27 protein-coding genes are annotated in these 24,860 nt (G+C 64.9%); 16 read left to right on the top strand and 11 right to left on the bottom strand.

The annotated features are described in order from the left end of the window. The first annotated feature begins 13 nt into the window (after window positions 1-13). Complete coding sequence (locus WFP36_RS02950; protein ID WP_336977699.1) at window positions 14-766, top strand: SDR family NAD(P)-dependent oxidoreductase; 753 nt, start codon at window positions 14-16, stop codon at window positions 764-766. Window positions 767-1,109: 343 nt separating this feature from the next. Here the strand turns inward: WFP36_RS02950 and WFP36_RS02945 are convergent, their stop codons facing one another. The 3 genes from WFP36_RS02945 to WFP36_RS02935 form a co-directional block, all read right to left on the bottom strand. Beyond that, complete coding sequence (locus WFP36_RS02945) at window positions 1,110-1,274, bottom strand: Flp family type IVb pilin (protein WP_336977698.1); 165 nt, start codon at window positions 1,272-1,274, stop codon at window positions 1,110-1,112. Window positions 1,275-1,392: 118 nt separating this feature from the next. Then, window positions 1,393-2,418 carry a methyltransferase gene (locus WFP36_RS02940; RefSeq protein WP_336977696.1) on the bottom strand — a complete coding sequence of 342 codons (1,026 nt, stop codon included), beginning with the start codon at window positions 2,416-2,418 and terminating at the stop codon, window positions 1,393-1,395. A 41-nt stretch (window positions 2,419-2,459) separates the two neighbouring features. Continuing rightward, window positions 2,460-3,095 (bottom strand): TetR/AcrR family transcriptional regulator, encoded by a 636-nt coding sequence (locus WFP36_RS02935; RefSeq protein ID WP_336977694.1) that lies wholly within the window; start codon window positions 3,093-3,095, stop codon window positions 2,460-2,462. A gap of 106 nt (window positions 3,096-3,201) precedes the next feature. Here WFP36_RS02935 and WFP36_RS02930 point away from each other — a divergent pair, with 106 nt between their 5' ends. Next, window positions 3,202-4,125: a CmcJ/NvfI family oxidoreductase gene (locus tag WFP36_RS02930; protein WP_336977693.1), complete on the top strand. Its 924-nt coding sequence runs from the start codon at window positions 3,202-3,204 to the stop codon at window positions 4,123-4,125. A 284-nt stretch (window positions 4,126-4,409) separates the two neighbouring features. Here the strand turns inward: WFP36_RS02930 and WFP36_RS02925 are convergent, their stop codons facing one another. Then, window positions 4,410-4,709 (bottom strand): hypothetical protein, encoded by a 300-nt coding sequence (locus tag WFP36_RS02925; RefSeq protein ID WP_336977692.1) that lies wholly within the window; start codon window positions 4,707-4,709, stop codon window positions 4,410-4,412. Between the two features lie 43 nt (window positions 4,710-4,752). Here WFP36_RS02925 and WFP36_RS02920 point away from each other — a divergent pair, with 43 nt between their 5' ends. The 6 genes from WFP36_RS02920 to WFP36_RS02895 all read left to right on the top strand — a co-directional run bounded on the left by WFP36_RS02920 (window position 4,753) and on the right by WFP36_RS02895 (window position 11,903). Then, window positions 4,753-5,574, top strand: a complete 822-nt coding sequence (locus WFP36_RS02920; RefSeq protein ID WP_336978689.1) for an outer membrane protein assembly factor BamD — start codon at window positions 4,753-4,755, stop codon at window positions 5,572-5,574. A gap of 89 nt (window positions 5,575-5,663) precedes the next feature. Then, the gene (gene recN / locus WFP36_RS02915) at window positions 5,664-7,337 is read left to right on the top strand and encodes a DNA repair protein RecN (protein WP_336977690.1); all 1,674 of its coding nucleotides are present in this window, start codon (window positions 5,664-5,666) and stop codon (window positions 7,335-7,337) included. Window positions 7,338-7,488: 151 nt separating this feature from the next. Then, window positions 7,489-7,851 (top strand): endonuclease domain-containing protein, encoded by a 363-nt coding sequence (locus tag WFP36_RS02910; RefSeq protein ID WP_419716608.1) that lies wholly within the window; start codon window positions 7,489-7,491, stop codon window positions 7,849-7,851. A 32-nt stretch (window positions 7,852-7,883) separates the two neighbouring features. Further along, on the top strand, window positions 7,884-9,902 hold the full coding sequence (gene ligA, locus WFP36_RS02905) for an NAD-dependent DNA ligase LigA (protein ID WP_419716616.1): 2,019 nt from the start codon (window positions 7,884-7,886) through the stop codon (window positions 9,900-9,902). 114 nt (window positions 9,903-10,016) lie between these two features. Beyond that, entirely contained in the window at window positions 10,017-11,384 is a 1,368-nt protein-coding gene (locus tag WFP36_RS02900; protein ID WP_336977686.1) for an MFS transporter, read from the top strand. A gap of 81 nt (window positions 11,385-11,465) precedes the next feature. Continuing rightward, a complete protein-coding gene (locus tag WFP36_RS02895; RefSeq protein ID WP_336977684.1) occupies window positions 11,466-11,903 on the top strand; it encodes a VOC family protein in 438 nt (145 codons plus the stop codon). On the opposite strand, the gene WFP36_RS02890 is transcribed toward WFP36_RS02895, so the two are convergent. The 4 genes from WFP36_RS02890 to WFP36_RS02875 form a co-directional block, all read right to left on the bottom strand. Further along, window positions 11,900-13,276, bottom strand: coding sequence for a GGDEF domain-containing protein (locus tag WFP36_RS02890; RefSeq protein ID WP_336977682.1), 1,377 nt, complete (start codon window positions 13,274-13,276; stop codon window positions 11,900-11,902). The two genes, WFP36_RS02895 and WFP36_RS02890, sit on opposite strands and share 4 nt — an antisense overlap. Window positions 13,277-13,423: 147 nt before the next feature. Next, window positions 13,424-14,380 (bottom strand): 50S ribosomal protein L11 methyltransferase, encoded by a 957-nt coding sequence (locus WFP36_RS02885; protein WP_336977680.1) that lies wholly within the window; start codon window positions 14,378-14,380, stop codon window positions 13,424-13,426. Beyond that, entirely contained in the window at window positions 14,377-15,276 is a 900-nt protein-coding gene (gene bla, locus WFP36_RS02880; RefSeq protein ID WP_336977678.1) for a subclass B3 metallo-beta-lactamase, read from the bottom strand. The genes WFP36_RS02885 and bla overlap by 4 nt, the downstream gene beginning before the upstream one ends. A gap of 33 nt (window positions 15,277-15,309) precedes the next feature. Next, on the bottom strand, window positions 15,310-16,038 hold the full coding sequence (locus WFP36_RS02875) for an SDR family NAD(P)-dependent oxidoreductase (protein WP_336977676.1): 729 nt from the start codon (window positions 16,036-16,038) through the stop codon (window positions 15,310-15,312). Between the two features lie 182 nt (window positions 16,039-16,220). Between WFP36_RS02875 and sdhC the strand changes: the two genes are divergently transcribed. The 3 genes from sdhC to sdhA are packed head-to-tail and all read left to right on the top strand — an operon-like array spanning window position 16,221 to window position 18,808. Beyond that, window positions 16,221-16,601: a succinate dehydrogenase, cytochrome b556 subunit gene (gene sdhC / locus WFP36_RS02870; RefSeq protein ID WP_336977675.1), complete on the top strand. Its 381-nt coding sequence runs from the start codon at window positions 16,221-16,223 to the stop codon at window positions 16,599-16,601. Window positions 16,602-16,613: 12 nt separating this feature from the next. Beyond that, window positions 16,614-17,000 (top strand): succinate dehydrogenase, hydrophobic membrane anchor protein, encoded by a 387-nt coding sequence (gene sdhD / locus WFP36_RS02865; protein ID WP_336977673.1) that lies wholly within the window; start codon window positions 16,614-16,616, stop codon window positions 16,998-17,000. Next, window positions 17,000-18,808 carry a succinate dehydrogenase flavoprotein subunit gene (sdhA, locus tag WFP36_RS02860; RefSeq protein ID WP_336977671.1) on the top strand — a complete coding sequence of 603 codons (1,809 nt, stop codon included), beginning with the start codon at window positions 17,000-17,002 and terminating at the stop codon, window positions 18,806-18,808. The genes sdhD and sdhA overlap by 1 nt, the downstream gene beginning before the upstream one ends. Window positions 18,809-18,871: 63 nt before the next feature. Here the strand turns inward: sdhA and WFP36_RS02855 are convergent, their stop codons facing one another. Next, the gene (locus WFP36_RS02855) at window positions 18,872-19,306 is read right to left on the bottom strand and encodes an RrF2 family transcriptional regulator (protein WP_336977669.1); all 435 of its coding nucleotides are present in this window, start codon (window positions 19,304-19,306) and stop codon (window positions 18,872-18,874) included. Between the two features lie 79 nt (window positions 19,307-19,385). On the opposite strand from WFP36_RS02855, the gene WFP36_RS02850 reads away from it, so the two are divergent. From WFP36_RS02850 to WFP36_RS02840, 3 genes are read left to right on the top strand one after another with little or no spacing between them, the layout of a single operon-like run. After that, window positions 19,386-19,886, top strand: coding sequence for a group III truncated hemoglobin (locus WFP36_RS02850; RefSeq protein ID WP_336977668.1), 501 nt, complete (start codon window positions 19,386-19,388; stop codon window positions 19,884-19,886). Next, window positions 19,879-20,289 (top strand): hypothetical protein, encoded by a 411-nt coding sequence (locus tag WFP36_RS02845; protein ID WP_336977666.1) that lies wholly within the window; start codon window positions 19,879-19,881, stop codon window positions 20,287-20,289. Before WFP36_RS02850 ends, WFP36_RS02845 begins: the two co-directional genes overlap by 8 nt. Window positions 20,290-20,300: 11 nt before the next feature. Further along, the gene (locus WFP36_RS02840) at window positions 20,301-20,627 is read left to right on the top strand and encodes a TehB-like domain-containing protein (protein ID WP_336977665.1); all 327 of its coding nucleotides are present in this window, start codon (window positions 20,301-20,303) and stop codon (window positions 20,625-20,627) included. A gap of 59 nt (window positions 20,628-20,686) precedes the next feature. On the opposite strand, the gene WFP36_RS02835 is transcribed toward WFP36_RS02840, so the two are convergent. Together WFP36_RS02835 and WFP36_RS02830 are read right to left on the bottom strand one after the other, a co-directional pair. Continuing rightward, window positions 20,687-21,352, bottom strand: a complete 666-nt coding sequence (locus WFP36_RS02835) for a peptidylprolyl isomerase (protein WP_336977663.1) — start codon at window positions 21,350-21,352, stop codon at window positions 20,687-20,689. After that, window positions 21,349-22,527, bottom strand: coding sequence for an alpha-hydroxy acid oxidase (locus WFP36_RS02830; RefSeq protein WP_336977661.1), 1,179 nt, complete (start codon window positions 22,525-22,527; stop codon window positions 21,349-21,351). Before WFP36_RS02830 ends, WFP36_RS02835 begins: the two co-directional genes overlap by 4 nt. Window positions 22,528-22,716: 189 nt before the next feature. On the opposite strand from WFP36_RS02830, the gene WFP36_RS02825 reads away from it, so the two are divergent. Continuing rightward, on the top strand, window positions 22,717-23,118 hold the full coding sequence (locus WFP36_RS02825) for a BlaI/MecI/CopY family transcriptional regulator (protein WP_336977659.1): 402 nt from the start codon (window positions 22,717-22,719) through the stop codon (window positions 23,116-23,118). Continuing rightward, window positions 23,115-24,842, top strand: a complete 1,728-nt coding sequence (locus tag WFP36_RS02820) for a M56 family metallopeptidase (protein WP_336977658.1) — start codon at window positions 23,115-23,117, stop codon at window positions 24,840-24,842. The genes WFP36_RS02825 and WFP36_RS02820 overlap by 4 nt, the downstream gene beginning before the upstream one ends. Window positions 24,843-24,860 lie beyond the last annotated feature (18 nt).

The following is a 24,860-nucleotide window of genomic DNA, read 5'->3' as shown; positions in this document are numbered from 1 at the left end:
TACAGGAGGCTGCATGACCCGCTTCGAAGGCAAGACCGCGCTCGTCACCGGCGGCGCGACCGGCATCGGCCGTGCGAGTGCCACGGCTTTCGCTGCAGAAGGCGCCCGCGTGCTGATCGGCGACATCGACGAGCGGGCGGAGGAAACGGTCGCCATCATCCGCCAGGCGGGCGGGGAGGCCGATTTCATTCGCACCGATGTCGCCGATGGCGATCAGGTGCGGGCACTGGTGGCCGGTTGCCTCAAGCGCTTCGGCGGGATGGATGTGGCGTTCAACAATGCCGGCATCCTGCCCCCGCAGCGCCCGCTTCACGAAGTGCCGGACGAGGAACTGAACGCGGCCATCGATGTCGATTTCAAGGGCGTGTGGTATTGCGTGCAGGCCCAGATCCGCCATTTCCTTGGCGCGGGCGGCGGGGCGATCGTCAACACCGCCTCGGTCGGCGGACTGATCGCGGACCCCAACATGGCCGCCTATTGCGCGATGAAGCACGCCGTTATCGGCCTGACCAAGGGCGCGGCGGTGGAATATGCCCGGCACAATATCCGCGTGAACGCAATCGCGCCCGGCTTCGTGGTCACGCCGATGACGCAGCATTGGGCGGACAGCGCGGAATTCACCTCGGCTTTCTTCCAGCACAATGTCTCGGGCCGCTGTGCCCAGCCGGAGGAGATCGCGGGCACCGTGCTGCACCTGTGTTCCGATGCGGCCAGCTTCGTGAACGGCGCGACCTTCGTGATCGATGGCGGCCAGACGGCACATTGAGAGGAGGGGGCTGGGGCGATGCTGAGCCAAAAAAAGGCGGCCCCTTTGCAGAAGGCCGCCTTTAGAAGTTGAGGCCTGCGCCATTTCTGCCGCAGCCCTTCGGGTCGCACGGTCCTGCTAGTCGGAATATGCCCGGAGAGAAAGGGTGATTTTGTAACTAACGATAAATTTCATTTTTCCTGCCAGTCACTTGCGGTAATAATCCGGGCAGAAATGGCGAGCAAAGAGTGCCTCGCAACCTCCTGAAAAACAGTCGAAGCACGAGACCCGGGTTCTGCGGCCCGCCCAGTTGCGGGGGCTCCCGACGGGCTCTTGATGGCATGTGTGAAATGCAGGGCGGCGATCAGTGCAGCGCCCCGGCAAGCGTGTCGGTGATCGAATTGAAGATATCCACCAGACTGAGCCCGAGATCGGTAAAGGCGATCACGAAGGCGAGCGAAATCAGCGCGGCGATCAGCCCATATTCGATCGCGGTCGCGCCGCTTTCTTCGGCAAGCAAACGGTACATGACAATTCTCCCTGTTCCCGCAGCGAGGTTGCCGGAACAGGGTTAGCCAGCGCTTGCCCGACAGGGTTAAGCGCCGGCCTTCGGCTTGTACGTAGCTGCCCCGTAACTAGCGGCCCCGTCAGGGTTTGCGGGCGGACACCAGCGAGTAATAGCCGCCGCCCGTGCGCTGGGCTTCCACATCCACGAAGCCCGCCTCTTCCAGAATGACGCGGAATTCGGCGAGGCTGTATTGCTTGCCCAGAGTGCCGATCAGCATCAGCAGGCTGAAAGCGGCGGCCTGATAGGGGCCGGTATAATCGTCATCCATCAGGATTTCGTTGAGGAAGATTCTGCCGCCCGAAGGCAGTGCCTCGAAGCTCTTGCGCGCGATGGCGAGGTTGGTCTCCTCGGTCCAGTCATGGAAGACGTTGGAGAAGAAATGCCCGTCCGCTTCGCGCGGCCATTCCTGTTCGAACATGTTTACGCCGGTGGTGGAAACTCGTTCGCTCATGCCCGCTGCATCGACATATTTTGCAGCCTCGAACGCCACTTCCTTCAGGTCCATCAGCACGACCTTGAGCGCCGGGTTCGCCCGCGCGATCTCGATCCCGTAGACGCCCGATCCGCAGCCCACGTCCATCAGGCAGGAAAGCTCGCCGAACACAGGCATCCGCGCGGCGCCGAGAGCGGGGGCCTGGCTGTGCGCCTGCATGAAGGCGGCGATATTGGCGGCCACTTCCTGCGGCATGGTGCCCTGTTCCCAGCCGGCGGGCCGCTGGTCTGTGCCCTGTTCGGGCCGCTTGCCGGTGCGCAACGATTCCATCAGCCGCCCGCGCAGATGCTCGTTCCGGTCGATCTGGCCGAGAAACGCACCCCAGAAGCCCTTTGCCTCCGGATGCAGCCAGGTGCGCGCCGTATGGGTCGCGCGCCATTTGCCCAGCCGCTTCTCGACGAAGCCCAATGGGCACAAGGCGGCGAGATGCATGGCAAGGGCGCGGGCATCGACACCGAGCCTGGCCGCCAGTTCATCCGTGCCCAGCGGCTCGTGCGACAGCGCCTTGAACGTCCCGACCTCGATCGCGGTGTTGACGATGGGCAGGCGGAACTGCGCCAGCCAGGTGTCCCATATCGCGGTATCGTCATTGGTCGGCGGCAAGGCGCTCATCATTATCCTCCCCAGGATAGCTGTGTGTGATCGGCCCCGCTTTATCTGGCGGTGGCGGTGTGATGGGCGCCGGTCAGCGCCGCGCGGCAGAAGCGGGTCAGCGCGGCGAGTGCCTCCTCGCTCATTGCCGGGTCGCGCTCGTCCGGGCCTAGGCGCGCGCGCGGCGGCGGGCCGAGGGCAGCGCCCGCGATGAAGCGCAGGCGCCAGCGCAATTCCTGCCGATCCAGCCCCGGCAGATGCGGGGTGAGCAGGCTGGCGAAGCGGTCCGCCACTTCGGACATGGTTTCCACCAGACGCGCGGCGGTTTCGCCTTCGCCATGGGCGGCGATTTCGTCGAGCACCACCAGCGCGCGGCCGGACGGGGTGAAGCAGGCCGGGGCGAGCAGCGGGCGCAGCCAGCGTTCGAGCAGGATGTCGAGCGGATCGCCCCCGGCCGGGATCGGATCTTCCAGACAGGCCCAGTCTTCCAGCATCGGGCCCATGTTGTGATCGCGCAGATTGGCCAGCAGCATGGCCACCGTGCCGAAGTGATAGGTTATCAATGTGGGATTGAGGCCCGAGACATCGCCCACGCGCCGCATGGTGAGGGCCATCACCCCCTCTTCGATCAATACGCGTTCCGCCGCTTCCAGCAGCCTGGTTCTGGTATCGCCCTGCATGTCCCTCTCGGGCGGCATTCGGTTCGCCGCCTATTCCCTTGCGCTGATTGGACAGATCGGCGAGTTATGCAAATGAATAAGCACCGGGCCGCCTGGCAGAGCCCGCACAGGAGAGAGACGAGAAATGGCAACCATGGCCGATGCCCCCGTTGGCGCGGATGCGCTCGAAGATGGCGCCCGCCAGACCCGCGCACTGATCCGCTTCGTCGATCCGGGCAGGTTCGTCACCCGCCGCTATGTCAGCCAGGGCAAGGAGATGAACACCGGCACCTATTCGGACCATGAAGTGACCCTGCGCGACGGCATGCCGATCCGCGACCATTTCTCGCTGGAAACCCACGGCTTCATGCTGGGCAAGAACCCCAGCGCGGTGCAGGATTTCCACGACAAGGCGCAGGTCGATGCGCTGTATGAGCGCGAGGTGGAAGAACACATCCGGCAGCTGACCGGGGCAAGCAAGGTCTTTGCCCGTGGCTGGATGATCCGCACTTCCGCCGATCTGTCCCAGCGCGCGCAGGAAAAGGTGGCGGGCTATGCCCATACGGGCGGCATCCAGCCCCCGGCGGGCGAGGCGCATGTGGACCTCAACGAGGCGACCGCGCGCCGCATGGCGGAAGCGACCTATGCCCAGAGATGCCCGGATGGCCCTGGCTTCAAGCGCTTCCTCATCAGTTCCTACTGGCGCACCTTCTCGCCTCCGCCGCAGGACGTGCCGCTGGCCGTGTGCGACGGGCGCACCAGCTTTGGCGGGGAGGAGAAATCCAACACCCTGTTCATCGTCGACGATTTTCCCAGCGAGGAAGAGGCCGTGAAGCCGATCCCCGGTGAGGAGCAGATGATGGCGGCCAGCATCTTCTCCCACAATCCGGGCATGCGCTGGTGGTATTTCTCGAACATGCAGACGGACGACGTGCTGTTCTTCAAGTTCTACGACAGCGACCATTCGGTAACCTGGCGCTGCCCGCACACGGCCTTCCGGGATTCGAGCTTTGCGGATGCGAATATCCGCGAAAGCATCGAATGCCGCTCGGTGGCGTTCTGGGAGTAGGGCGGGGCGTAGCCTTCGCGTGGGTGGGGGGAGCCGCCTCCCTGGCTCCAATCCCCGTTCGTCCTGAGCCTGTCGAAGGACACGCGCTGCCATCGGATTTGGGCCAATTCCCCTTGAGCAAATATCTCGCGCATCCTTTGACAGGCTCAGGATGAACGGATGCGGGAAGAGGCTGGTTTAGGATGGCCGTGCCGTCCCCCATGCTTCGTCATTCCCGCGCAGGCGGGAATGACGAAAGCGAGCGGTCTGTGTCCTGCACGATGGACCGCCCAACTTCGCGCGTTCTAGTCGATCGAGAAAATGGACCGGGCGATGTGGCGCACGCCGCCGCCGGCCTGAATCTTGTCGTGCTTGCTGTTGAAGTAATACAGCGTGCCGACCATCCCGTCGCCCGCGTACCAGCTGTTGGGATAGCCCAGATCCCAGCTGCCGCCATCGTCGCGCACGATGATTTCCGGGCTCTTCCGGCCGCCATGACGGGGCTTTTGCGCCTGATAGCAGCCGGGTGCGGTGCGGGTTTGCCCGGCGCGGTCCCCTGGTTTGATCCGCTCGCTGTCGCATATGGCCTGCGCAAAGGACGCCATACTTCACTTGGCGTTCAGCCGGGCGCTGGCTATAGGCGTGGCCATGCTGTTGAACCGACGCCCTGTTCGCCTGTCCGCCCGGCCGTTCATCCTTGCCGGTGCCGCTGTTGCCATTGCGCTTACCGGCGGCTGCGCCAGGGGCGGCGGACAGAAGGATACGGCCTATGTCGCCCGCGACGTGGAAACGCTCTACAGCGCGGCCCGTGCCCGGCTGGACCGGGGCGATGTCAAGCTCGCCGCCGCCCTGTTCGACGAGGTGGAGCGCCAGCATCCCTATTCGCCCTGGGCCCGCCGCGCCCAGCTGATGAGCTCGTTCAGCTATTATGTCGGCCGGAACTACAACCAGTCGATCCAGTCGGCACAGCGATTCCTGTCGATTCACCCGGGCAACAAGGACGCGCCTTACGCCTATTACCTGATCGCCCTGTGCTATTACGAGCAGATCAGCGACGTGCAGCGCGATCAGGCGATCACTCGCCAGGCCAAGACTGCGCTGGAAGAAGTGAATCGCCGCTTCCCCCGCACCGAATATGCCGCCGACGCGCGCCTCAAGCTCGATCTCGTGAACGATCACCTCGCGGGCAAGGAAATGGAAGTCGGCCGCTTTTACGAAAAGACCGGCAAGTGGCTGTCCGCCCAGCTGCGTTTCCAGAACGTGGTCGAAAACTACCAGACCACCAGCCATGCGCCCGAAGCGCTCTATCGCCTGACCGAGACCAGCCTGGCGCTGGGCGTTCCGGAAGAGGCGAAGCGTTACGCCGCGGTGCTGGGCGCGAACTATCCCGGTTCGGTGTGGTATCAGCGCGCCTTCTCGCTGATGGAAGATCACGCCCCCTGGACGACGCAGGTCGCAACTGGCGGCTGAACCGGGCGAGCGGGCGTTCCTGCCTGTTCGTAACCTCTTTCGAAGGCGGTGACGCGGCGCTTTGCATTCGTTAGAACGTAAGGCGAACCATGCTCACCGCGCTCAACATTCGCAATATCGTCCTGATCGAAGGGCTGGAGCTTGCCTTCGGCCCCGGCCTCGGCGTGCTCACTGGCGAGACAGGGGCGGGCAAGTCGATCCTGCTCGATGCGCTGGGGCTGGTGCTGGGCAACCGCGCCGAATCCTCGCTCGTCAGGGCGGGGGAAGACAGTGCCAGCGTCGTCGCCACATTCGAGTTCGGGCAGATTCCCGCTGCGATTTCCGCCGCCCTGTCCGAAGCGGAAGTGGAGGTCGAGCCGGGTGAGCCGCTGATCCTGCGCCGTAGCCTCAAGGCCGACGGCGGATCGAAGGCTCATATCAACGATCAGCCGGTGGGCGTGGCCCTGCTGCGCGAAATCGCACCTGCCCTGGTGGAAATCCACGGCCAGCATGACGATCGCGGTCTGGTCAATCCGCGCGGCCATCGCGCCTTGCTGGACCGTTTCGCCCGCGCCGATGCGGCAGGCGTGGCCGATGCCTGGAATCACTGGCGCGCGGCGGAAGAGAAACTGGCCGAGGCGAAGGAGGCCATCGAGCAGGCTCGCGCCGAGCAGGACCTGCTGCTGGCCCATCTTGAGGAACTCGCCGCCCTCCAACCGGAGGCAGGCGAGGAAGAACGCCTCGCCGAAGCGCGCGCGACGATGCAGAAGGGCGAGAAACTGGCCGGCGATCTGGAAGAACTGCGCCATGTGTGGGACGGTTCGGACAGCGCGCTCGCCTCGCTGCGTTCCGCCGCGCGGCGGCTGGACCGGATCGCGCCCGAACATCCCCTGCTGGCCGAAGCACTGGCCGCGCTCGACCGGGCAGTGATCGAGGCGGGGGAGGCCGAGGCCAGGCTGGAAGCCGCGGCCGAGGCGCTGGTGTTCGACCCTGCCGAGCTTGACCGGATCGAGACCCGCCTGTTCGACCTGCGCGGTCTCGCCCGCAAGCACCGCTGCGAAGTGGACGATCTGCCCGAGCGGATGCGCTCCTTCCGCGCCGCGCTTGACGCGATCGAGGCCGGGGACGAGGCGATTGCCGGGCTGGAAGCGGCCGCGCGCGCCGCTGGGGAAACCTATCGCCACCGCGCCGCCGCTTTGCATGAAATGCGCACCGCCGCCGCCGTGAAGCTGGACGAGGCAGTGGCGAAGGAACTCGCACCGCTCAAGCTGGATGCCGCCAAGTTCCGGACGGCGGTCACGCAATTACCGGAGGATCGCTGGGGCCCCTCGGGCATGGACAATGTGGAATTCCTCATCTCCACCAATCCCGGCGCAGATTTCGCTCCGCTCGCCAAGATCGCCTCGGGCGGGGAGCTTTCCCGCTTTATCCTCGCGCTCAAGGTTGCACTGGCCGAACAGGGCGGGGCGGCGACCGTGATCTTCGACGAGATCGACCGGGGCGTGGGCGGGGCCGTCGCCAGCGCCATCGGCGAACGCCTCGCCCGGCTGGCGAATGGCTCCGATGGCGGACAGTTGCTGGCAGTGACCCACTCGCCCCAAGTCGCCGCGCGCGGGGGCATGCATTACAAGATCGCCAAATCCTCCGAGGGCACAGTGACGCGCACCGGTGTCGTCCTGCTCGATCAGGCAGGCAGGCAGGAGGAAATCGCCCGAATGCTCTCGGGCGCCAAGATTACCAGCGAGGCTCGCGCTCAAGCGGACAGGTTGCTGGAGGGGGTGTGAACTCGTGTCCGGACCGGCACTACCCTCCGGCCCTGTCCTCTGAAGAGGAGGCGGAGCAGGAACGCGTATCGGCTAAAGCCCCTCCTCTTCAGAGGAGGGGGTTGGGGGTGGTGGAGCCACGCGCCGCACTCTGCTCGAGCGCGCTGCCCGGATGCGTTGCGACCCGACTGAGCCGGAACGGCGCCTTTGGCAGCAACTACGTGGAAGCCGCCTCACAGGTCGCAAATTCCGCAGGCAGGCGATTATCGAACACCGGATCGCCGATTTCTTCTGCCCTGCAAAAGGCCTGATTGTCGAGCTGGATGGCAACACGCATGATCGGCCGCGCGACCTCGCGGGCGATGCGGACATTGCTGCACGGTTCGGTTACAGAACCATCCGATTCACGAATGAGGATGTGATGCGGAATATGGAAGGGGTGCTGGTGGCCTTGAACGAGGCGTTGGAAAGCCTGCCGGACCGTTGGAGGCACCACCCCCCGGCCCCCTCCTCTGAAGAGGAGGGGGAGCAGTGAGCATTGACCTCACCGAAGCCGCCAATGAGCTGATGCGGCTCGCCAAGGCCATCGCGCATCATAGCCGGCTCTATCACGCAGAGGATTCGCCCGAGATTTCGGATGCGGAATTCGATGCGCTGGTCCGCCGCAATAACGAGCTTGAAGCGGCTTTCCCGCATCTCATCCGGCCGGACAGCCCTTCGCGGCTGATCGGGGCCGCCGTCGCCGCATCGCCGCTCGCCAAGGTGCGGCATGAAGTGCGGCTGTTCAGTCTCGACAACGCCTTTTCCGACGAGGAACTGGAGGAATTCGTCGCCCGCGTGCGCCGTTTCCTCAATTATCCGGCGGACCAGTCGCTGGAACTGACGGCGGAAGACAAGATCGACGGGCTCTCCTGTTCGCTGCGTTACGAGGAAGGCCGCCTCGTGCGCGCCGCCACGCGCGGCGATGGCGAGGTGGGCGAAGATGTGACTGCCAATGTCCGGCACATTGCCGCCATCCCCGAAACGCTGCGCGGGAAGGCGCCTGCCGTGTTCGAGATACGCGGCGAGGTTTATATGGAAAAACAGGCCTTTGCCGCGCTCAACGCCGCGCAGGAAGAGGCTGGCGGCAAGATCTTCGCCAATCCGCGCAATGCCGCGGCTGGATCGCTGCGTCAGAAGGACGCGAGCGTCACGGCCCGGCGTCCGCTGAGTTTCCTTGCCTGGGGCTGGGGCGATGCAAGCGAGGTTCCGGGCGAGACGCAGTGGGAGGTGATGCAGCAGATCCGCGAATGGGGCCTGCCCGTTTCCCCACTGCTCGGCAGGCATGACGACATGGCCGAATTGCTGCGGCATTATCGCCGGATCGAGGCCGAACGGGCCGAACTGCCTTATGACATCGATGGCGTGGTCTATAAGGTCAACCGGCTGGATCTCCAGCAGCGTCTCGGCTTCGTCGCCAAGGCGCCGCGCTGGGCGATTGCGCGCAAGTTCCCCGCCGAACAGGCTCAGACCACGCTGGAAGCGATCGACATCCAGGTCGGCCGCACCGGCAAACTGACGCCTGTAGGCCGCCTGACTCCGGTGACCGTGGGTGGCGTGGTCGTCTCCAACGTCACGCTGCACAACCGCGACGAGATTGCGCGGCTGGGCGTGCGTCCGGGCGACCGGGTGGTGATCCAGCGCGCGGGCGATGTGATCCCGCAAGTGGTGGAGAACCTCACTCGCGACGATCCGCGCGAGCCCTATCATTTCCCCGATCACTGCCCCGAATGCGGCAGTGAGGCGCTGGCGGAAGAGGGCGAAGTGGATGTGCGCTGCACTGGGGGGTTGATCTGCCCGGCCCAGCGGACCGAGCGGCTCAAGCACTTCGTCAGCCGCGCGGCACTGGATATCGACGGGCTGGGCGAGAAGACGATCGACGAATTCTTCGCGCTCGGCTGGCTGGAAAGCCCGGCGGATATCTTCCGCCTGCGCAAGCGCCGCAGCGAGATTGTCGGGCGCGAAGGCTGGCAGGACAAGTCTGTGGACAATCTGTTGGCAGCGGTGGAAAACCGTCGCTCGCCCGATGCCGCGCGCCTGCTGTTCGGCCTTGGTATCCGCCATGTCGGTGCTGTGACGGCGCGCGATCTGCTCAAGCGGTTCGTTTCCTTGCCTGCCCTGCGCGAGGCGGCTGAAAAGGCCTATGCCGGAGACGAAGAGGCAAAGGCCGAGTTGCTCTCAATCGACGGCGTCGGCCCGGTAGTGGTCGAGGCATTGGGCGAGTTCTTCCACGAGCCGCACAATCGCGAAGTGTGGGACGATTTGCTCAGCGAGCTTTCGCCGCCAGATTACGTGGTGGAAACGAAGGATTCCGCCGTTGCGGGCAAGACGGTGGTGTTCACCGGCAAGCTTGAGACAATGAGCCGCGACGAGGCAAAGGCGCAGGCCGAGAGGCTGGGTGCGCGTGCGGCCGGTTCGGTCAGCCCCAAGACGGACCTTGTCGTGGCCGGGCCCGGCGCGGGATCGAAGCTGAAGAAGGCTGCCGAACTGGGGATCGATGTCATCGACGAGGCGGCCTGGGCCGAGATCGTGAAGGCGGCGGGGTGACTGTACATTCGTCATTGCGAGCGTAGCGAAGCAATCCAGTGCCCGGCGCGTTGCGCCTAGGATTGCTTCGTCGCTGCGCTTCTCGCAATGACGAAAGGGAACTGGGGGAGTGACATGAGCGAAGCAGGGCAGGTGGGCAGTCCCGCCTTCGAGGCCGCGACTTATCGCAAGCTGGCCATGCGGCTCGTGCCGTTGCTGTTCCTCGGCTATTTCGTGGCTATTCTCGACCGGGTGAATGTCGGCTTCGCCAAGCTCCAGATGGCAAGCGATCTGGCGCTCAGCGATGCGGTCTATGGCTTCGGGGCCGGGATATTCTTCATCGGCTATTTCTTCTTCGAACTGCCCTCCAACCTGATCCTCGCCAGAGTGGGCGCGCGTCGCTGGATCGCGCGGATCATGGTCACATGGGGTGCGATCTCGGCCGGATTCATGTTCCTGGGCGATCTGCATTGGGGGCCGGTTCCCGCCTTGCTGGGGCTGACGCAGGCGGAATTCAGTTTCTACCTGCTGCGCTTCATTCTCGGGCTGGCGGAAGCGGGGTTCTTCCCCGGCGTGATCCTTTATCTCACCTTCTGGTTCCCGGCGGCGCGGCGGGCGCATGTGGTTGCCCTGTTCCTCGTCGCGATCCCGCTGGCGAGTGCGCTGGGCGCGCCCTTGTCGGGTGCGATCCTGCAATTCTTCGATGGCACATCGGGCATGCGTGGCTGGCAGTGGCTGTTCCTGCTGGAGGGCATTCCTTCCGTGCTGGTCGGCCTTGCCGTCCTCGCGCGCCTGCCGGATCGCCCGCGTGACGCACCCTGGCTGAACGAGGAGGAGCGCGCTCTGGTCGAGGCCCGGCTGGCACAGGACGAGGCGCGCAAGGCGGACCACGGCCAGCGCCATGCCCTGCGCGAGGTATTCACCGATTGGCGTATCTGGGCGCTGGCGCTGGCGGATTTCCTGCGCGCGATCATCAATAATGCGCTCAATTTCTGGATGCCCACGCTGGTGCAGGAAATCGGGATCGACAAGGCGGATTACTTCAAGGTGGGCGTGGTCACCGCCATCCCATGGAGCCTTGCAGCCGTGGCGATGGTGCTCTGCGCCCGCAATTCGGACCGCACCGGGGAGCGGCGCTGGCACGCCACCGGAGCGCTGCTCGTCTCCATGGCGGGGCTGCTGTTGCTCGCCTTCGCGCAAGGCGCACCGCTGGTGACAGTGACGGCGCTGACCATGATCGCGGCGGGCGCGATGGCGTGGCTAGCGGTGTTCTGGACCCTGCCGACCGCATTCCTCTCCGGCGCTGCGGCGGCGGGGGGCATCGCGTGGATCAATGCGCTGTCGCAACTGGGTGGTTATGTCGGCCCGGACATGCTCGGCCGGGTGCGAGAGGCCAATGGCGGCAACGGGGCGGATGCCTTCCTGCTGATGGCGCTGGCCGCGCTCGTCGGCGCATGGCTGACCTGGCTCCTGGCGGGTGGACCCAAAAAGCGGTCGGCCTGAGGGTTTCCTTCGGCAATCGCCTGAAACCGATCGATGGCGGGGCCGTTGGAGTTGAAACAGGGGCCGACCGGGAGAGTGATGATGGAACTGCATCGTGGACGGCTGATCGATCATGTTCAGCTGGTGGTCGCCGATCTGGAGGCAAGCCGCCGTTTCTACGAGGCGATCTTCAAGGTGTTGAAGGTGCCGGTGGAGAGCAATTCTCCGGATCATTTCTGGGCCGATGAATTGTTCGTCTCCAGGCCCGATGGTCCGGAAGCGGAGGGTGTGTTGACGGGGCGCCATCACCTCGCCTTCCAGGCCGCTGATCGCGGGATGGTGGATGATTTCCACGCCGCCGGTCTTGCTGCCGGTGGAAGGGACAATGGCGGGCCAGGAGAGCGGACGAAGTATCATCCGGGCTATTACGCCGCTTTCCTGCTCGATCCGGACGGAAACAATATCGAGGCCGTGTATCACGGCGAAGCGGAGCGCAGTGCGCCTTCAGTGAGGCTGAATTTCGAAATGCCGCCCGCCTAGGCTGCCTGCGTCTGGTCGGATATTTCCAGAATGTCCGGCGATGAGGCCGCCGCGAGTATTTCGACCACCGGCTCGTGCCCCTTCGCCTGCTTGGCGCGATACATGAGGCGGTCGGCTGCGGCGATCACACTGGTCGGGTCCGGCATGGCTCCTTGCGGCACGATGGCGACGCCAAGGCTCGCGCCGACCTGCCACGGCTCTCCTTCCGACACGGTATCGAGTTCGCGCTGGATGCGGGCGAGCACGTCCATCACCTGATTTTCGGAGCCGGCAGGGAACAGCGCGACAAATTCGTCGCCGCCCATGCGGGCGACCACGTCATCGGTCCGTAAGGCGCGGCGTAGTGCGGCCGCGACTTTCACCAGGCAGCGATCGCCTTCTTCATGGCCAAACCTGTCGTTTACCGCCTTGAACCCGTCGAGATCGAGGAAAGCGGCGGCCACTCCGTTTTGCCAGATGCCGGTAGTATCCAACGCCGTGCGCAGGCGCCGCAGCGTCCCGCGCCGGTTGAGCAGGCCGGTCAGCGGATCGAGTTCGGCATCCAGTTCCGCCGCGCGGCGAGCCGAGATGTCCTCGATCACGGAGACGAAGAAGTCCGGCTCCCCTTCCGCCGTGCGGACCAGCGAGACAGTGAGATTTACCCAGACGATCGAACCGTCATTGCGCAGATAGCGCTTTTCCATCTGGTAGCTCGATGTGCGGCCCGCGAGCAGATCTCCGGCTGCTGCCATGTCCTCATCGAGATCGTCCGGATGGGTTATGCCCTGAAAGCCGCGCGTCATCAGCACTTCGCGGGACCAGCCGGAAATGCGGCAAAAGGCGTCGTTCGCCATGATGAAGCTGCCATCGGGCGCGACATGGGCAATGCCCACCGCTGCCTGATCGAACGTCGCCTGGAAGCGGCGATCCGCCTCGGCCCGGGCGCGTTCCTCGCGGGCATGGGCGTGCCGGCCGATGCCATGCACCACCAGCCAGGCGAGCAATTGCAGCGCCAGCAGGTCGGTATTGGTGAAGGCATCCTTGGTGCGCGAATGGAGCTTGAGCTGGCCGACATAGTCGTCGTGAAACGGAATCGGCGCGGTGATCGAACTGCGCAGGCCTTCTCTGTGCTGCACTGACATGCTGCTGAAGCCGGGGACAGTGCCGGCCGTAGTCGTGCGTTCGCCGACCCTCTTGAGGCTTTCGCCGCAAGCTGCGCGGCATACCAGCTGGTGCTCTTCGCGCAGCTCGATCTCGCCGCCATCGGCGGACGGAACCATGCGCATCGCGCTTTGCAGGACCAGTCTCAAGGACTGGTCCAGATCATCCCCGGCGGCACTGACCGAACTTTCGATCGCGAGAAACTGGCGTGGCCACTGCATCAGGCGGGCCATGTCGTTTCCAATGGTTCCAACAGGTAAAATGGGCTTACGCAGTTCCGCCATAGGCTCCGTCAGTCAGGTTCCACCTCGAACGCTGAGACTAGGGACTTTCGCCTAAGAATATCTAAACAGGGTTTACCATTCGGGGCGGACAGGCGCTTACCAGCGGCGCGACCAGTCCGGCATTCTGCCCGGCCTTGTTGCCCTTACCGATACACCGCCACGCTTGCGCAGCCACAGGATCGACCAGTCGCCATTAACCATGCGCGCGGCAAGGCGGAAGCCCGCCAGACGGCAGGCCCGGCGCACGGCGGGCTCCTGCGTGGTAAGCAATCCGGCAAGCAGCATATGCCCGCCCGGCACGACGGCACGGGCGAAATCGGGCGCAAGCTCCACCAGCGGCCCGGCAAGGATATTGGCGATCAGCAGATCGTAAGGCCCACGCGCGGCGAGCAGGGGGTGGGCCATGCCGTCCGCGATGACCATGGCGAGTTCGCCCCGACCGGCACCAAGCGGAATGCCGTTCAGTTCCGCATTATCGTCGACCACGCCGGCGCAGACCGGATCGATATCGCTCGCGGTCGCAAGGGCGCGGGGCCACAGTTCAAGCCCGGCAAAGGCGAGCAGGCCGGTGCCGGTGCCAATATCGGCCAGATTGCGCACATCGACGCCGCGGGCCTTCATCGCGGTGAGCATGGCAAGGCAACCGGCGGTGGTTGCGTGCTGCCCGGTGCCGAAGGCCTGGCTGGCGGGGATCACGAAATCTTTGACGTCCGGCTCCGTGCTGGCCGGGAAATCCGGCGTGCGGACGTTGAAGCGCCCGGCGCGGATCGGCTCGACACCAAGCTGGCTCAGGGCAACCCAATCCGCTTCGGGCAATTGTTCGACGATCAGTTTCGGTTTGGTCCCGGCGAAAAGCGAGCTGACGGCTGCCTTGTCCGCCGCGGCCGGCTTGCGCGGATACCATGCCTCCAGCACCCAGTCCTCGGGCTTGTCTTCCGCAATTTCGCAGCCTGAAAGGACCACTTCAGGGTCCCAGTCCCACGCATCCTCATGTGCGACGAGCGCGGCCTGCACGGCATCCTTGGGGGCGAAGGCGCTGATCTTCCAGTTCATGGGGATGTGTTCTTTTCGCTTTCCAACCGCTTGCCGAACCGCGCCTTTGCCTGCTCGGCATAGGTGCGGCAGGCCGCGCTATCTTCCATCGTGTCGCCAGCAAGGCGTTCGCGCATCGCGCTGGCAGAAGGATGGGGGGTAATCAAGATGTCACAGGGCAGGGCGCCGATGGCGTCGAGTCCGCGCCGGACATTGGCGACGTAATCCGGATGGTCGCTGAAGCGATATTCGTCGGAGGAAATCGTCGTGGCGCTGTCGGCATAGGCAATGGTCTTGCAGGCGCTGCCTTCGCAGGATTGCCATGTCCAGCTGGACGAGCCGGGCGAATGGGCAGGGGTCGCGTGAATGGTCAGCACGCTGGCCCCGACACTCACCTTATCTCCATCCGTCAGCACCCGATCCACGCGGATTTTCGGGAATTCGGCGTCGCCCTGTGGGTCGATGGGGTTGTGGCGCCCTTGTTCGAAGGCTTCCTTCGCGCTGGCCAGAGCCGCGACCTTTGCGCCTGTCAGACGCTGCATTTCGGCAATCCCGCCCACATGGTCCCAATGTTCGTGGCTGGCGACGATCCATTTCACATCCGCGAGCCGAAAGCCCAGCATGCGGATGTTTTTCGCCACCAGCGGGGCCGCTTCCTGCGTGCCGACATCCACCAGCACCAGCCCTTCCGGGGCAACCACCAGAAGAGCGTTCATGCCACATGTGCCGACCCCATAGGTGTTGCCATAGATGTGGAACGGCGGGGCTGGATCGTTCCATTCCTCCTTGCCTTCGCATTGGGTCAGGAACGCCGAAACAGGCGCATCAGGCAGGGGTGGGAGAGGCGGCTGGGCGTCTGCCGGGAGGGCGCAAGCGGCGGTGAGCGCCAGGGCAGCGGCGGGAAGGGCGATCTTCATGCGGATGGTCACCTGATCGAGAGGGAAGGGTAGCTAGCGGACGTAGCTTGCCCCATTGGCGTCGATCACGGCGCCCGTCATGCTTGGCGGGGCATCCAGTGCACAGAATGCGGCGATTGCCGCGATTTCCTCCGGCTCTGCCACGCGGCCAAGGGGAATGTCTGCCAGCAGGCCCGATCCGCCTCGGGTGGAGAGATAATCTCCTGCCATTGCCGTATCGGTGAAGCCCGGCGCAATCGCGAAGCTCAATATGCCCTGCGCGGCATAGGCGCGGGCGATGGTCTTGTGCAGGGCGAGCATCCCGCCTTTGGACGCGGCATAGTGCCAGTGATCGGGCGAGTCGCCCCGATGGCCTGCGCGGCTGGCGATATGGACGAGTCTCCCCTCGTTCTCGCCTTCCTGCCCCCGTTCCAGCCAGTGCCGCACGGCGTAGCGGGAAAGCTGTGCGGCGGCGGTCAGGTTGATCCGCAAGGTATCTTCCCACCGGTCCAGCCATTCGATGTCGGACAGGCCAATAGGGGCGGGGTCGAAGATGCCGGCATTGTTGACCAGCACGTCGATCCGCCCGCCTGCGCGTTCCAGCGCGTCCTCCCACAGGATCTGCGGACCCAGCGGATCGGCCAGATCGGCGGGAATCGTATCGTCCATGTAATCGCGGCTGGCATGGCAGATGACCCGTGCCCCGCGCGCCTGCAGCAGTTCGACGATCGCCGCGCCGATCCCTCGGCTCGATCCGGTGACAAGGATGACGGGTCCGCTCATGCCTTCTCCTTACGGGCGGACAATGCCGCTCCCGCCGGGCGGTGTCGAGCAATCGATTCCATTGCGGTTTCTGTGGCTCTGGCGCTTGCCACGGCGGGCACAATCGCTAAGGGGATGCGCAGGCTATGCGCCGCTTACGGCGCTGTCCGCCGCGTCGCAGACCTACCGTTTCAGGAAGAACCATGGCCGAACGTCCGCTCTCGCCGCATCTCGGTGTCTACAAGTGGGGCCCGCATATGCTGGTCTCGATCCTCCACCGCGTGACGGGCGATGGCTTCGCCATTGTCGGGCTGGGCGTGCTGCTCTGGTGGCTGGGCGCAATGGCCAGCGGGCCGGAAGCCTATGCGGCCTTCACTGGCCTCGCCACCTCGCCGGTGGGCTATGTCGTGCTGGTGGGCATCAGCTGGGCCTTCTTCAATCATCTGTCTTCCGGCATCCGCCACTTCGTGATGGATATCGGCGCGGGTTACGAGCTTGAGGGGAACCGCGCGGGTTCGGTTCTCTCGCTCGCCTTTGGTGCCATTTTCACTGCCGCCTTCTGGGCGGCTATCGTGCTTCTCTAAGGAAGGCTGATCATGGGTAACGGAACTTCGATCGGGCGGGTGCGGGGCCTCGGCTCCTCGCATGAAGGCGCGCATCACTGGCTGGCCCAGCGCTATACCGCGATCGGCAACCTCTTCCTCGGCGCATGGCTGGTAACGTCCATCGTGCTGCTGCCTGACCTTGAGATGGGCACGGTTTCCGCATGGCTTTCCGGCCCGGTGCCGGGCACGGCAATGATCCTGCTGATCGTCAGCACCTTCTATCACGCGCGCTTGGGCCTGCAGGTCGTGATCGAAGATTATGTGCATGATGAAGGCAACAAGTTCGCCGCGCTGGCCGCGCTTAACCTCGTTGCAGTGGCCGGCAGTGTCTTCGCGATCTTCTGCATCCTCAAGGTCGCGCTGGGAGGTGCCGCCTGATGGCCGACGCAGCTTACAAGATCATCGACCATACCTATGACGTTGTGGTCGTCGGCGCGGGCGGTTCGGGCCTGCGCGCTACCATGGGCAGCGCCGAAGCCGGCCTGCGTACGGCCTGCATCACCAAGGTGTTCCCGACCCGCAGCCACACCGTTGCGGCACAGGGCGGCATCGCGGCCTCGCTGGGCAACAACACGCCCGATCACTGGACCTGGCACATGTACGACACCGTGAAGGGGTCTGACTGGCTGGGGGACCAGGACGCCATCGAATATATGGTGCGCGAAGCGCCGCAGGCGGTTTACGAGCTGGAACATGCCGGCGTGCCGTTCAGCCGCAACGCCAACGGCACGATCTACCAGCGGCCCTTCGGCGGCCACATGCAGAACATGGGCGACGGCCCGCCGGTGCAGCGCACCTGCGCCGCGGCGGACCGCACCGGCCATGCCATGCTGCATGCGCTCTATCAGCAGAGCCTGAAGTACGACGCGGACTTCTTCATCGAGTATTTCGCGATCGACCTGATCATGGAAAACGGCCAGTGCCGGGGCGTGATCGCCATGTGCATGGATGACGGTTCGATCCACCGCTTCCGCGCCCATGCCGTGGTTCTCGCCACTGGCGGCTATGGCCGCTGCTATTACACCGCCACTTCGGCCCATACCTGCACCGGCGACGGCGGCGGCATGGTACTGCGCGCGGGCCTGCCGCTGCAGGACATGGAATTCGTGCAGTTCCACCCCACCGGCATTTACGGCGCGGGCGTGCTCATCACAGAAGGCGCGCGCGGCGAGGGGGGGTACCTCACCAATTCCGAAGGCGAGCGTTTCATGGAACGCTATGCTCCCTCGGCAAAGGATCTCGCCAGCCGCGACGTGGTCTCGCGTTCCATGGCGCTGGAAATCCGCGAAGGGCGCGGCGTCGGTCCGCATAAGGACCATATCTACCTGCACCTCGATCACATCGATCCGGCAGTGCTGGCAGAGCGCCTGCCCGGCATCACCGAAAGCGGCAAGATCTTCGCCGGCGTGGACCTGACCCGCCAGCCGCTGCCCGTGGTGCCCACCGTCCATTACAATATGGGCGGCATCCCCTGTAATTATCACGGCGAAGTCGTGACCATCGGCGCTGACGGCAATCCGGAAACCGTGGTTCCCGGCCTGTTCGCAGTGGGCGAGGCGGCTTGCGTCTCGGTCCATGGCGCGAACCGCCTGGGCTCCAACTCGCTGATCGATCTCGTGGTGTTCGGCCGCGCGACCGGCCATCGCCTGAAGGAACTGGTCAAGCCGGGCACTGCGCATGACAGCCTGCCCAAGGACAGCGCGGACCTTGCGCTGGGCCGTCTGGACCACTTCCGCAATGCCAAGGGCGGCTCGCCCACGGCGGAAATCCGCACCGAAATGCAGCGCACGATGAGCCAGCATGCTGCCGTGTTCCGCACCGACGAGCTGATGGCCGAAGGCAAGGTGAAGCTGGCCGATACCTACAAGCGGATGGAGGACATTCACGTGTCCGACCGTTCGCTGATCTGGAACTCCGACCTGATCGAGACGCTGGAACTGGACAACCTCATTGCCCAGGCGACGGTGACCATGCATTCCGCGTTCAACCGCAAGGAAAGCCGCGGCGCCCACGCGCATGAGGACTTCCCCGAGCGGGACGACAAGACCTGGATGAAGCACACCGCCAGCTGGTTCGAAGGCTGGGGCGGCAAGGGCGGATCGGTGAAGCTCGATTACCGCCCGGTCCACGAATATACGCTGACCGACGACGTCGAATACATCAAGCCGAAGAAGCGGGTGTATTGAGGACGACGCGACTTGCGACAGGAAAGGGCCGGGGCGATTGCTCCGGCCTTTTTCGTTGGGGAACTATTCCGCCGCTTCCAGCCGCGCCATGAAGGCCTTGCGGTTGGGGGTCAGGTCCGCCAGCCGATAGGTGTCCAAATGGGCGAGGAACGCCTCAAGTGCGCCTGACAGGGCCGGTTTCAGCCCGCACACACCATTCACGACGCAATCGGGTGCACCCAGGCCCAGGCAACTGACGAAGCCGTCTAGCCGTTCGAACCGGCGGACCACGTCCCCCACAACGATGTCCTGCGGCTCCTGCGCCAGTTCCATCCCACCGTTGCGGCCGCGCGTGGTGGCGATGAAGCCTTGGGCCTGCAGTTCCTGCGCCACCTTGGCGAGGTGATTGCGCGAGATGTCGAACTGGCGCGCCACATCGTCCACCGACAGGCGGCGCCCGGACACGGCGAGGGCCATCAGGATGCGCAGGGCATAGTCGCTGTGAAGGCTCAACTGCATGAAATAGGTATTTCAGATATTGCTTTTCGAGGCAAGGCGGATAAATAGGAATTATAAATGCCTATTTATGGAGTCGGCGATGACCGAAGCCTCGGTTCAGCAGAGTGGAGCAGTACGGCAAGGCGAGGATTTCGCCCGTGCCGCGCGGGAGGACAAGCGCGCAAGGGCGGAGGCAATCGGCGTCGATGCTGATTACATCGCCAGCTTCGTGGACCGGTTCTACGCCCGTATCCGCAAGGACGATCTGCTCGGCCCGATCTTTGCCGAACGCATTGCCGACTGGGACGAACATCTGGGCCGGATGAAGCGCTTCTGGCGTTCCATCCTGCACAATAGCGGCGAATTTTCGGGCAATCCCATGGTCAAGCACATGGCGATCCCGGGGCTCGATTCCTCCCACTTCGCCCATTGGCTGGACCTGTTCTACGCCACTCTGCGCGAGGACGAGCGCGATCCAGCGGCAACGCGACTGGTCGGCGCGCGCGCGCGGATGATCGCCGACAGTCTGCTCACCGGAATTGAAACGCAGCGCAGCGGCCTTGCCGGGGCGCGAGCCGGAAAGGACCTGCCCCATGCCTGAGAAAACCGAACTCCCGGCCGATGCCCACACACCTGCACCCATCGGGCATAACCGGCCCGCGCGACCCGAAGGCTTCCAACTGCCCATGGCGATCTGGAAGACGATGTTCGCCTGTTACGGCATGTTCTTCACCGGGCTTGCGCTGGCGAGCGGCGGCAGCGGGCCGGCGCGTCTGGTGCTGGCGGTCTCGGGCCTGTTCATCCTCACCTATTTCACTTGCGGCGCCATCCTGGCCCGGCTGGCTGGAAAGGACGCTGCACAGGTCACACCCGGCAAACCGCTCCAGACCATCTACGGCCCGATGAGCGCCGGGGCGGTGTGGGCACAGGTGCTGACCGTGCCGATCGCGCTGGCCTTCTTTGGCATGGCGATCGTGCTGATTGCCGCCTCGGCCGGATTGTGACCCGGACCGTGATGATGTCATCGGAACAGCTGACGCCATCGGAACAGGCGGCAGCCGGGCGAGCGAAGGTGCTGCCGGACGGGACGGCCCCCTATCGCTCGCTCGGCCCTTTCGGACCTGCCGATCTCCCGGCGGGCCTGCTGCGCACGCACAGGCTGGCGGAGGGCGTTTGGGGCCAATTACGGCTTGAGGCCGGCCACGCCGTCTTCGTCTGGGAAGACGGCAGCGGGGAGCGGGAGGATTTGGCCGCTCCGGCGGAACTGGTGGTACCGCCACAGGTTCCGCATCATCTGGAAGTGGAGGGCGACTTCAGCATCGCGCTCACCTTCCACCGCTGACGAACCCCGGGGCCGCTTTCGCCAAGGCGGCTCAGAGGCGCCCTGAAACCTCCCTCACCTCAGGGCGCCTCAACCCTTTTTACGCTGAGAATTTTGATCGGCGCGGCGAGCAACTGGCCCTTGATGAAATCCTCGCCCTTGTCGGGGTCGATGGGCTGGCCATAGATCGCCTCGACCACATCCATCCCGCCGGTCACATGGCCGAACACGGCAAAGCCCGCGCGCAGGTCGGGGTCTTCGGATTTGAGATCGGCGTCCAGCACGGTCACATCGCCCACCATGATGGTGAAGTCCGCCGTGGCGGAACCGGGCGCATAGCGCGCCATGGAAAGCGAGCCGCGCGTGTGGGACAGGCCGGTCTTGTCGGTCGGCTCATGCTCGATCGGGGGCAGGATACGGTCCGGATCGTTCTGCGCGCCGCCCTGGATCAGCCCGTTGGGCTGCTTGCCCCATTCTAGTTTGAGCACGCGGTAGAACTCCGTCCCATCCAGCCGATGTTCGTCTGCATAGCGCAGGAAATTATTGGCCGTGATCGGCGCGCGCTCGGTCTCGACGGCGACAGTGATGGTGCCCAGCGTGGTTTCGATGGCGACGGGCACTGTCTGCCATTCGCGTTCCGGCTCCGCCGCAACAGGTGTCGGCTCGGCAGGCGCGGTGTCTTCCGCCAATGTGGGGGATGCCAGCGCCAGCAGCGGTGCCAGGGTCAGCAGGGCAAGCAGTTTCATCGCCACCTCAGATTTTCACGCGACAGGTCCGCAACGGATTTTGCGCCCATCAGCTTCATGTCACGGATGATCTCGTTTTCAAGGATCGAGACGGCACGGTCCACACCGGCCTGCCCGGCAGCGGCGAGGGCGTAGAGATAGAGGCGCCCACCTGCGACGGCCTTGGCGCCGACGGACAGGGCCTTGAGGATATGGGTGCCGCGCCGCACGCCGCCATCCATGATGACGTCCACCTTGTCGCCCACGGCGTCGACGATCTCGGCCAGCTGGTCGAAAGGCGAACGGCTGCCGTCGAGCTGGCGGCCGCCATGGTTGGAAACCCAGATCGCATCCACGCCGATTTCCGCTGCGCGCTTGGCATCGGCGACAGACATGATGCCTTTCAGCGCGAAAGTGCCGCCCCAATCCTGCCGCAGCTTGTCCGCCGCCTTCCAGTCCATCGACTGGTCCAGCATGGTGTTGAAGTAATCCGCCACGGACGTGGCGACATTGGTGCCCGCCGCCACATGCTTTTCAAGGTTGGGGAGGGAGAACTTCTCGCGGAACATATAGTCCAGCGCCCAGCGCGGCTTGGTGGCGTAGGACAGGAAGCTGGCCGGGGTGATTTTCGGCGGACTGGTGAAGCCGGTGCGCAGGCAGCGTTCGCGCTTGCCGGCCACGATCGTGTCGACGGTCAGCGCAATCGCATCGAACTTCGCCGCGCGCGCCATTTCGATCAGGGCGGCGTTCAGGCCCCGGTCCTTGTGATAGTAATATTGGAGCATCTTGGGCCCGGTAAAGCGGGCGCCCACTTCCTCCACCGAAACGCTGCCCAGGCTGGAAATGCCGAACCACAGGCCGAATTTTTCCGCCACGGCGGCCACGGCGCGTTCGCCCTGCCAGTGGAACAGGCGCTGCAAGGCGGTGGGGGAAAGGATCAGGGGCAGGGGCGTCTTCTTGCCCATCACGGTGACGGAAGTGTCCACCTCCTCCACGCCCGCCAGCACGTTGGGCACGAGGTCGCAATCGTCGAAGGCACTGGTGTTGCGGCGCTTCGTGATCTCGTCATCCCCGGCGCCGTCGATGTAGTGATAGACGGGGAAGGGCAGCTTGCGGTGGGCCAGCAGCCGGAAATCCTCGATATTGTGACAATCGGCGAGGCGCGCGACGCGGCGCGAAGGGGCGTTTACGGACATGGGACGTCAGTTAGCCGGGCGTGGCCGGAATTTCCACTAGGCTGCTGTCCGATCCCGCCCCAGCCAAGAATATGGGCGTGAGCCATCCGGTCGCCCCACGACGCGACCTGTCGCATTGTTCATCTGTGCTTCAGATTACATCTGTAGTCGTATGCTTCGTAACCGCTTGGCAATACGAGGGAGGGACTCGTGGCGGAGAATGATGAGGGCCTGGGTGCAGGCAGGCCCGAACGGATTAGCGAAGCAGAACATGCCGTGATGGAAGCGCTGTGGGAGCGATCGCCGCTTACCGCCGCCGATGTGGCGGATAAGGTAGGCGAAAGCCGCGACTGGAGCCTTGCCACGGTGAAGACCCTGCTGTCGCGCCTGGTCACCAAGCAGGCCGTGGCGACAGAGCCTGACGGGCGCCGTTTCCTCTATCGTCCGTTGCTGGAACGTGCGGATTATGTCGGCGGGGAATCGCGCCGTCTGGTCGATCGCCTGTTCGGCGGTCGCGCCGCGCCCTTGCTGGCCCATCTGGCTGAAGCCGAGGCATTGTCGGAAGAGGACATAGCCGAGATCGAGGCCCTTCTGCGGGAGATCAGGCAATGATCTCCTGGCTCACCGATACGCTGATCTACAGCGGGGCGCTGATTGCGCTGGTGCTGCTGCTTCGTGGCCCCGTGGCGCGCCAGTTCGGGCCGCAGACGAGCTATGCGCTTTGGGCGCTGCCGCTGCTGCGCTTCGTGATGCCGCCGGTTGTGCTGCCCGCCAGCCTCGCGCCCGAACCCGCCGCTGAAACGGTCGCGACCGCTTCCGGTGTGGCCGAACTGGCACCGCTGGCCGAGCTTCCCATGCACTCCGCTTCTTCGGCAATGGCGCAGCCGGTTTCCATGCCCGCCTCGCTGCCCGATTTCGCCCCGCCCTCCGCCCCCGGTTTCTGGGAAAGCTGGAGCCTGGTTCTGGGCAACGCGCTGTTGGTTGCCTGGCTAGGCGGGGCGGCGGCGTTCCTCGTCTGGCGCTGGTGGACCTATTACCGCATGCGCGACTGGCTGCTGGCCGGCGCGCGCCCGGTGGGGGAAGTGGGCCGGATCAGGCTGGTGGAAAGCCCGGCGGTCAATTCCCCCGTGGCCTTCGGCGTCAGCGACAAGGTGATTGCCCTGCCGCTGGAATTCATGGCCATGGAAGACCGCGCGGCGCGCGATCTGGCGATCGAGCATGAGCTTGCCCATCATCGCGGGCACGATCTGCTGGCCAATATCCTCGCCCAGCCGATCCTGGCGCTGCATTGGTTCAATCCGCTTGCCTGGCTGGGCTGGCGTGCCATGCGCCGCGATCAGGAGGCCGCCTGCGATGCGCGAGTGGTCTCTCGCCACGATCCGCAGGTGCGGGCGCAATATGGCCGGGTGATCGCCAGTTTCGCTGCCGGGCCGCGCCTGTCGCTGGCGGCGCCCATGGCCGGGCATCGCAATTTCGGCCCGCTGCTGGGCGAAAAAACGATCATCCATCGTTTGAGGAGCCTCACCATGACGGATGTTTCTCCGCGCCGCCGGATTGCCGGGCGCCTGTTGCTGGCCGGTGCCGTGCTGGCCCTGCCGCTGACTGCCTCGATCAGCTATGCCGAACAGGGCAATCTGCTGCCCGAACCGCCAGCACCTCCAGCGCCGCCGGAAGCTCCGCTCGCGCCCGTACCGCCGGCTCCGCCTGTTCCCCCGGTGCCCGCTGTGCCGCCGGTCCCCGATGCGCCGCATGTGTTCACTTTCCAGAGCCGCCAGACCGATGAGGCAAAGGGCGATGGCACGAAGAGTGAGCACAAGCAGGTCTATGTCTTCAGCCAGTCCAGCGACGAGGCTCCGGGCAAGGTGCGCAGCTTCGTGCTGCAGAGCGATAGGCCGCTGACGGCGGAACAGCGCAAGGCGCTGGAAGAGATGCGCGCGAAAATGGCCGCGAAGGATTGGGACAAGTTCGGCGAGGAATGGGAGCGGCAGGCCGAACAATGGGAGAAGCAGTGGGAAGCCTGGGGCAAGCAGGTCGAGGCCCGCTATGGCAAGCCCGGCTCGCCAATGGCGGTCAATGTCCGCGCTACCGGTTCCGACTTCGGTTGCGACGATGAAGGCAATCCCACCCGTGTTGCCCGCGCCACGGCTAATGGCGCCAAGGCGCAGGCTTTCGTCCTGTGCCGCACCATTGCCGCCAGCGCCAATGGCCGCGCTCGCGCCGCGTTGCAGGAAGCCCGCACCAGCATCGCCCGCGACCGTTCGCTGAATGCCGAAACGCGGGAGGAAGTGCTGGAATCGCTCGACCGGGAAATCGAACGGCTGGAAACGGACAGCTGAACGGCTGAATTCGGCGGG

This window comes from Fulverythrobacter fulvus (genome assembly GCF_037154085.1).
Lineage (GTDB): Bacteria > Pseudomonadota > Alphaproteobacteria > Sphingomonadales > Sphingomonadaceae > Andeanibacterium > Andeanibacterium fulvum.
This window is presented reverse-complemented; position numbering and strand designations above follow the sequence as displayed.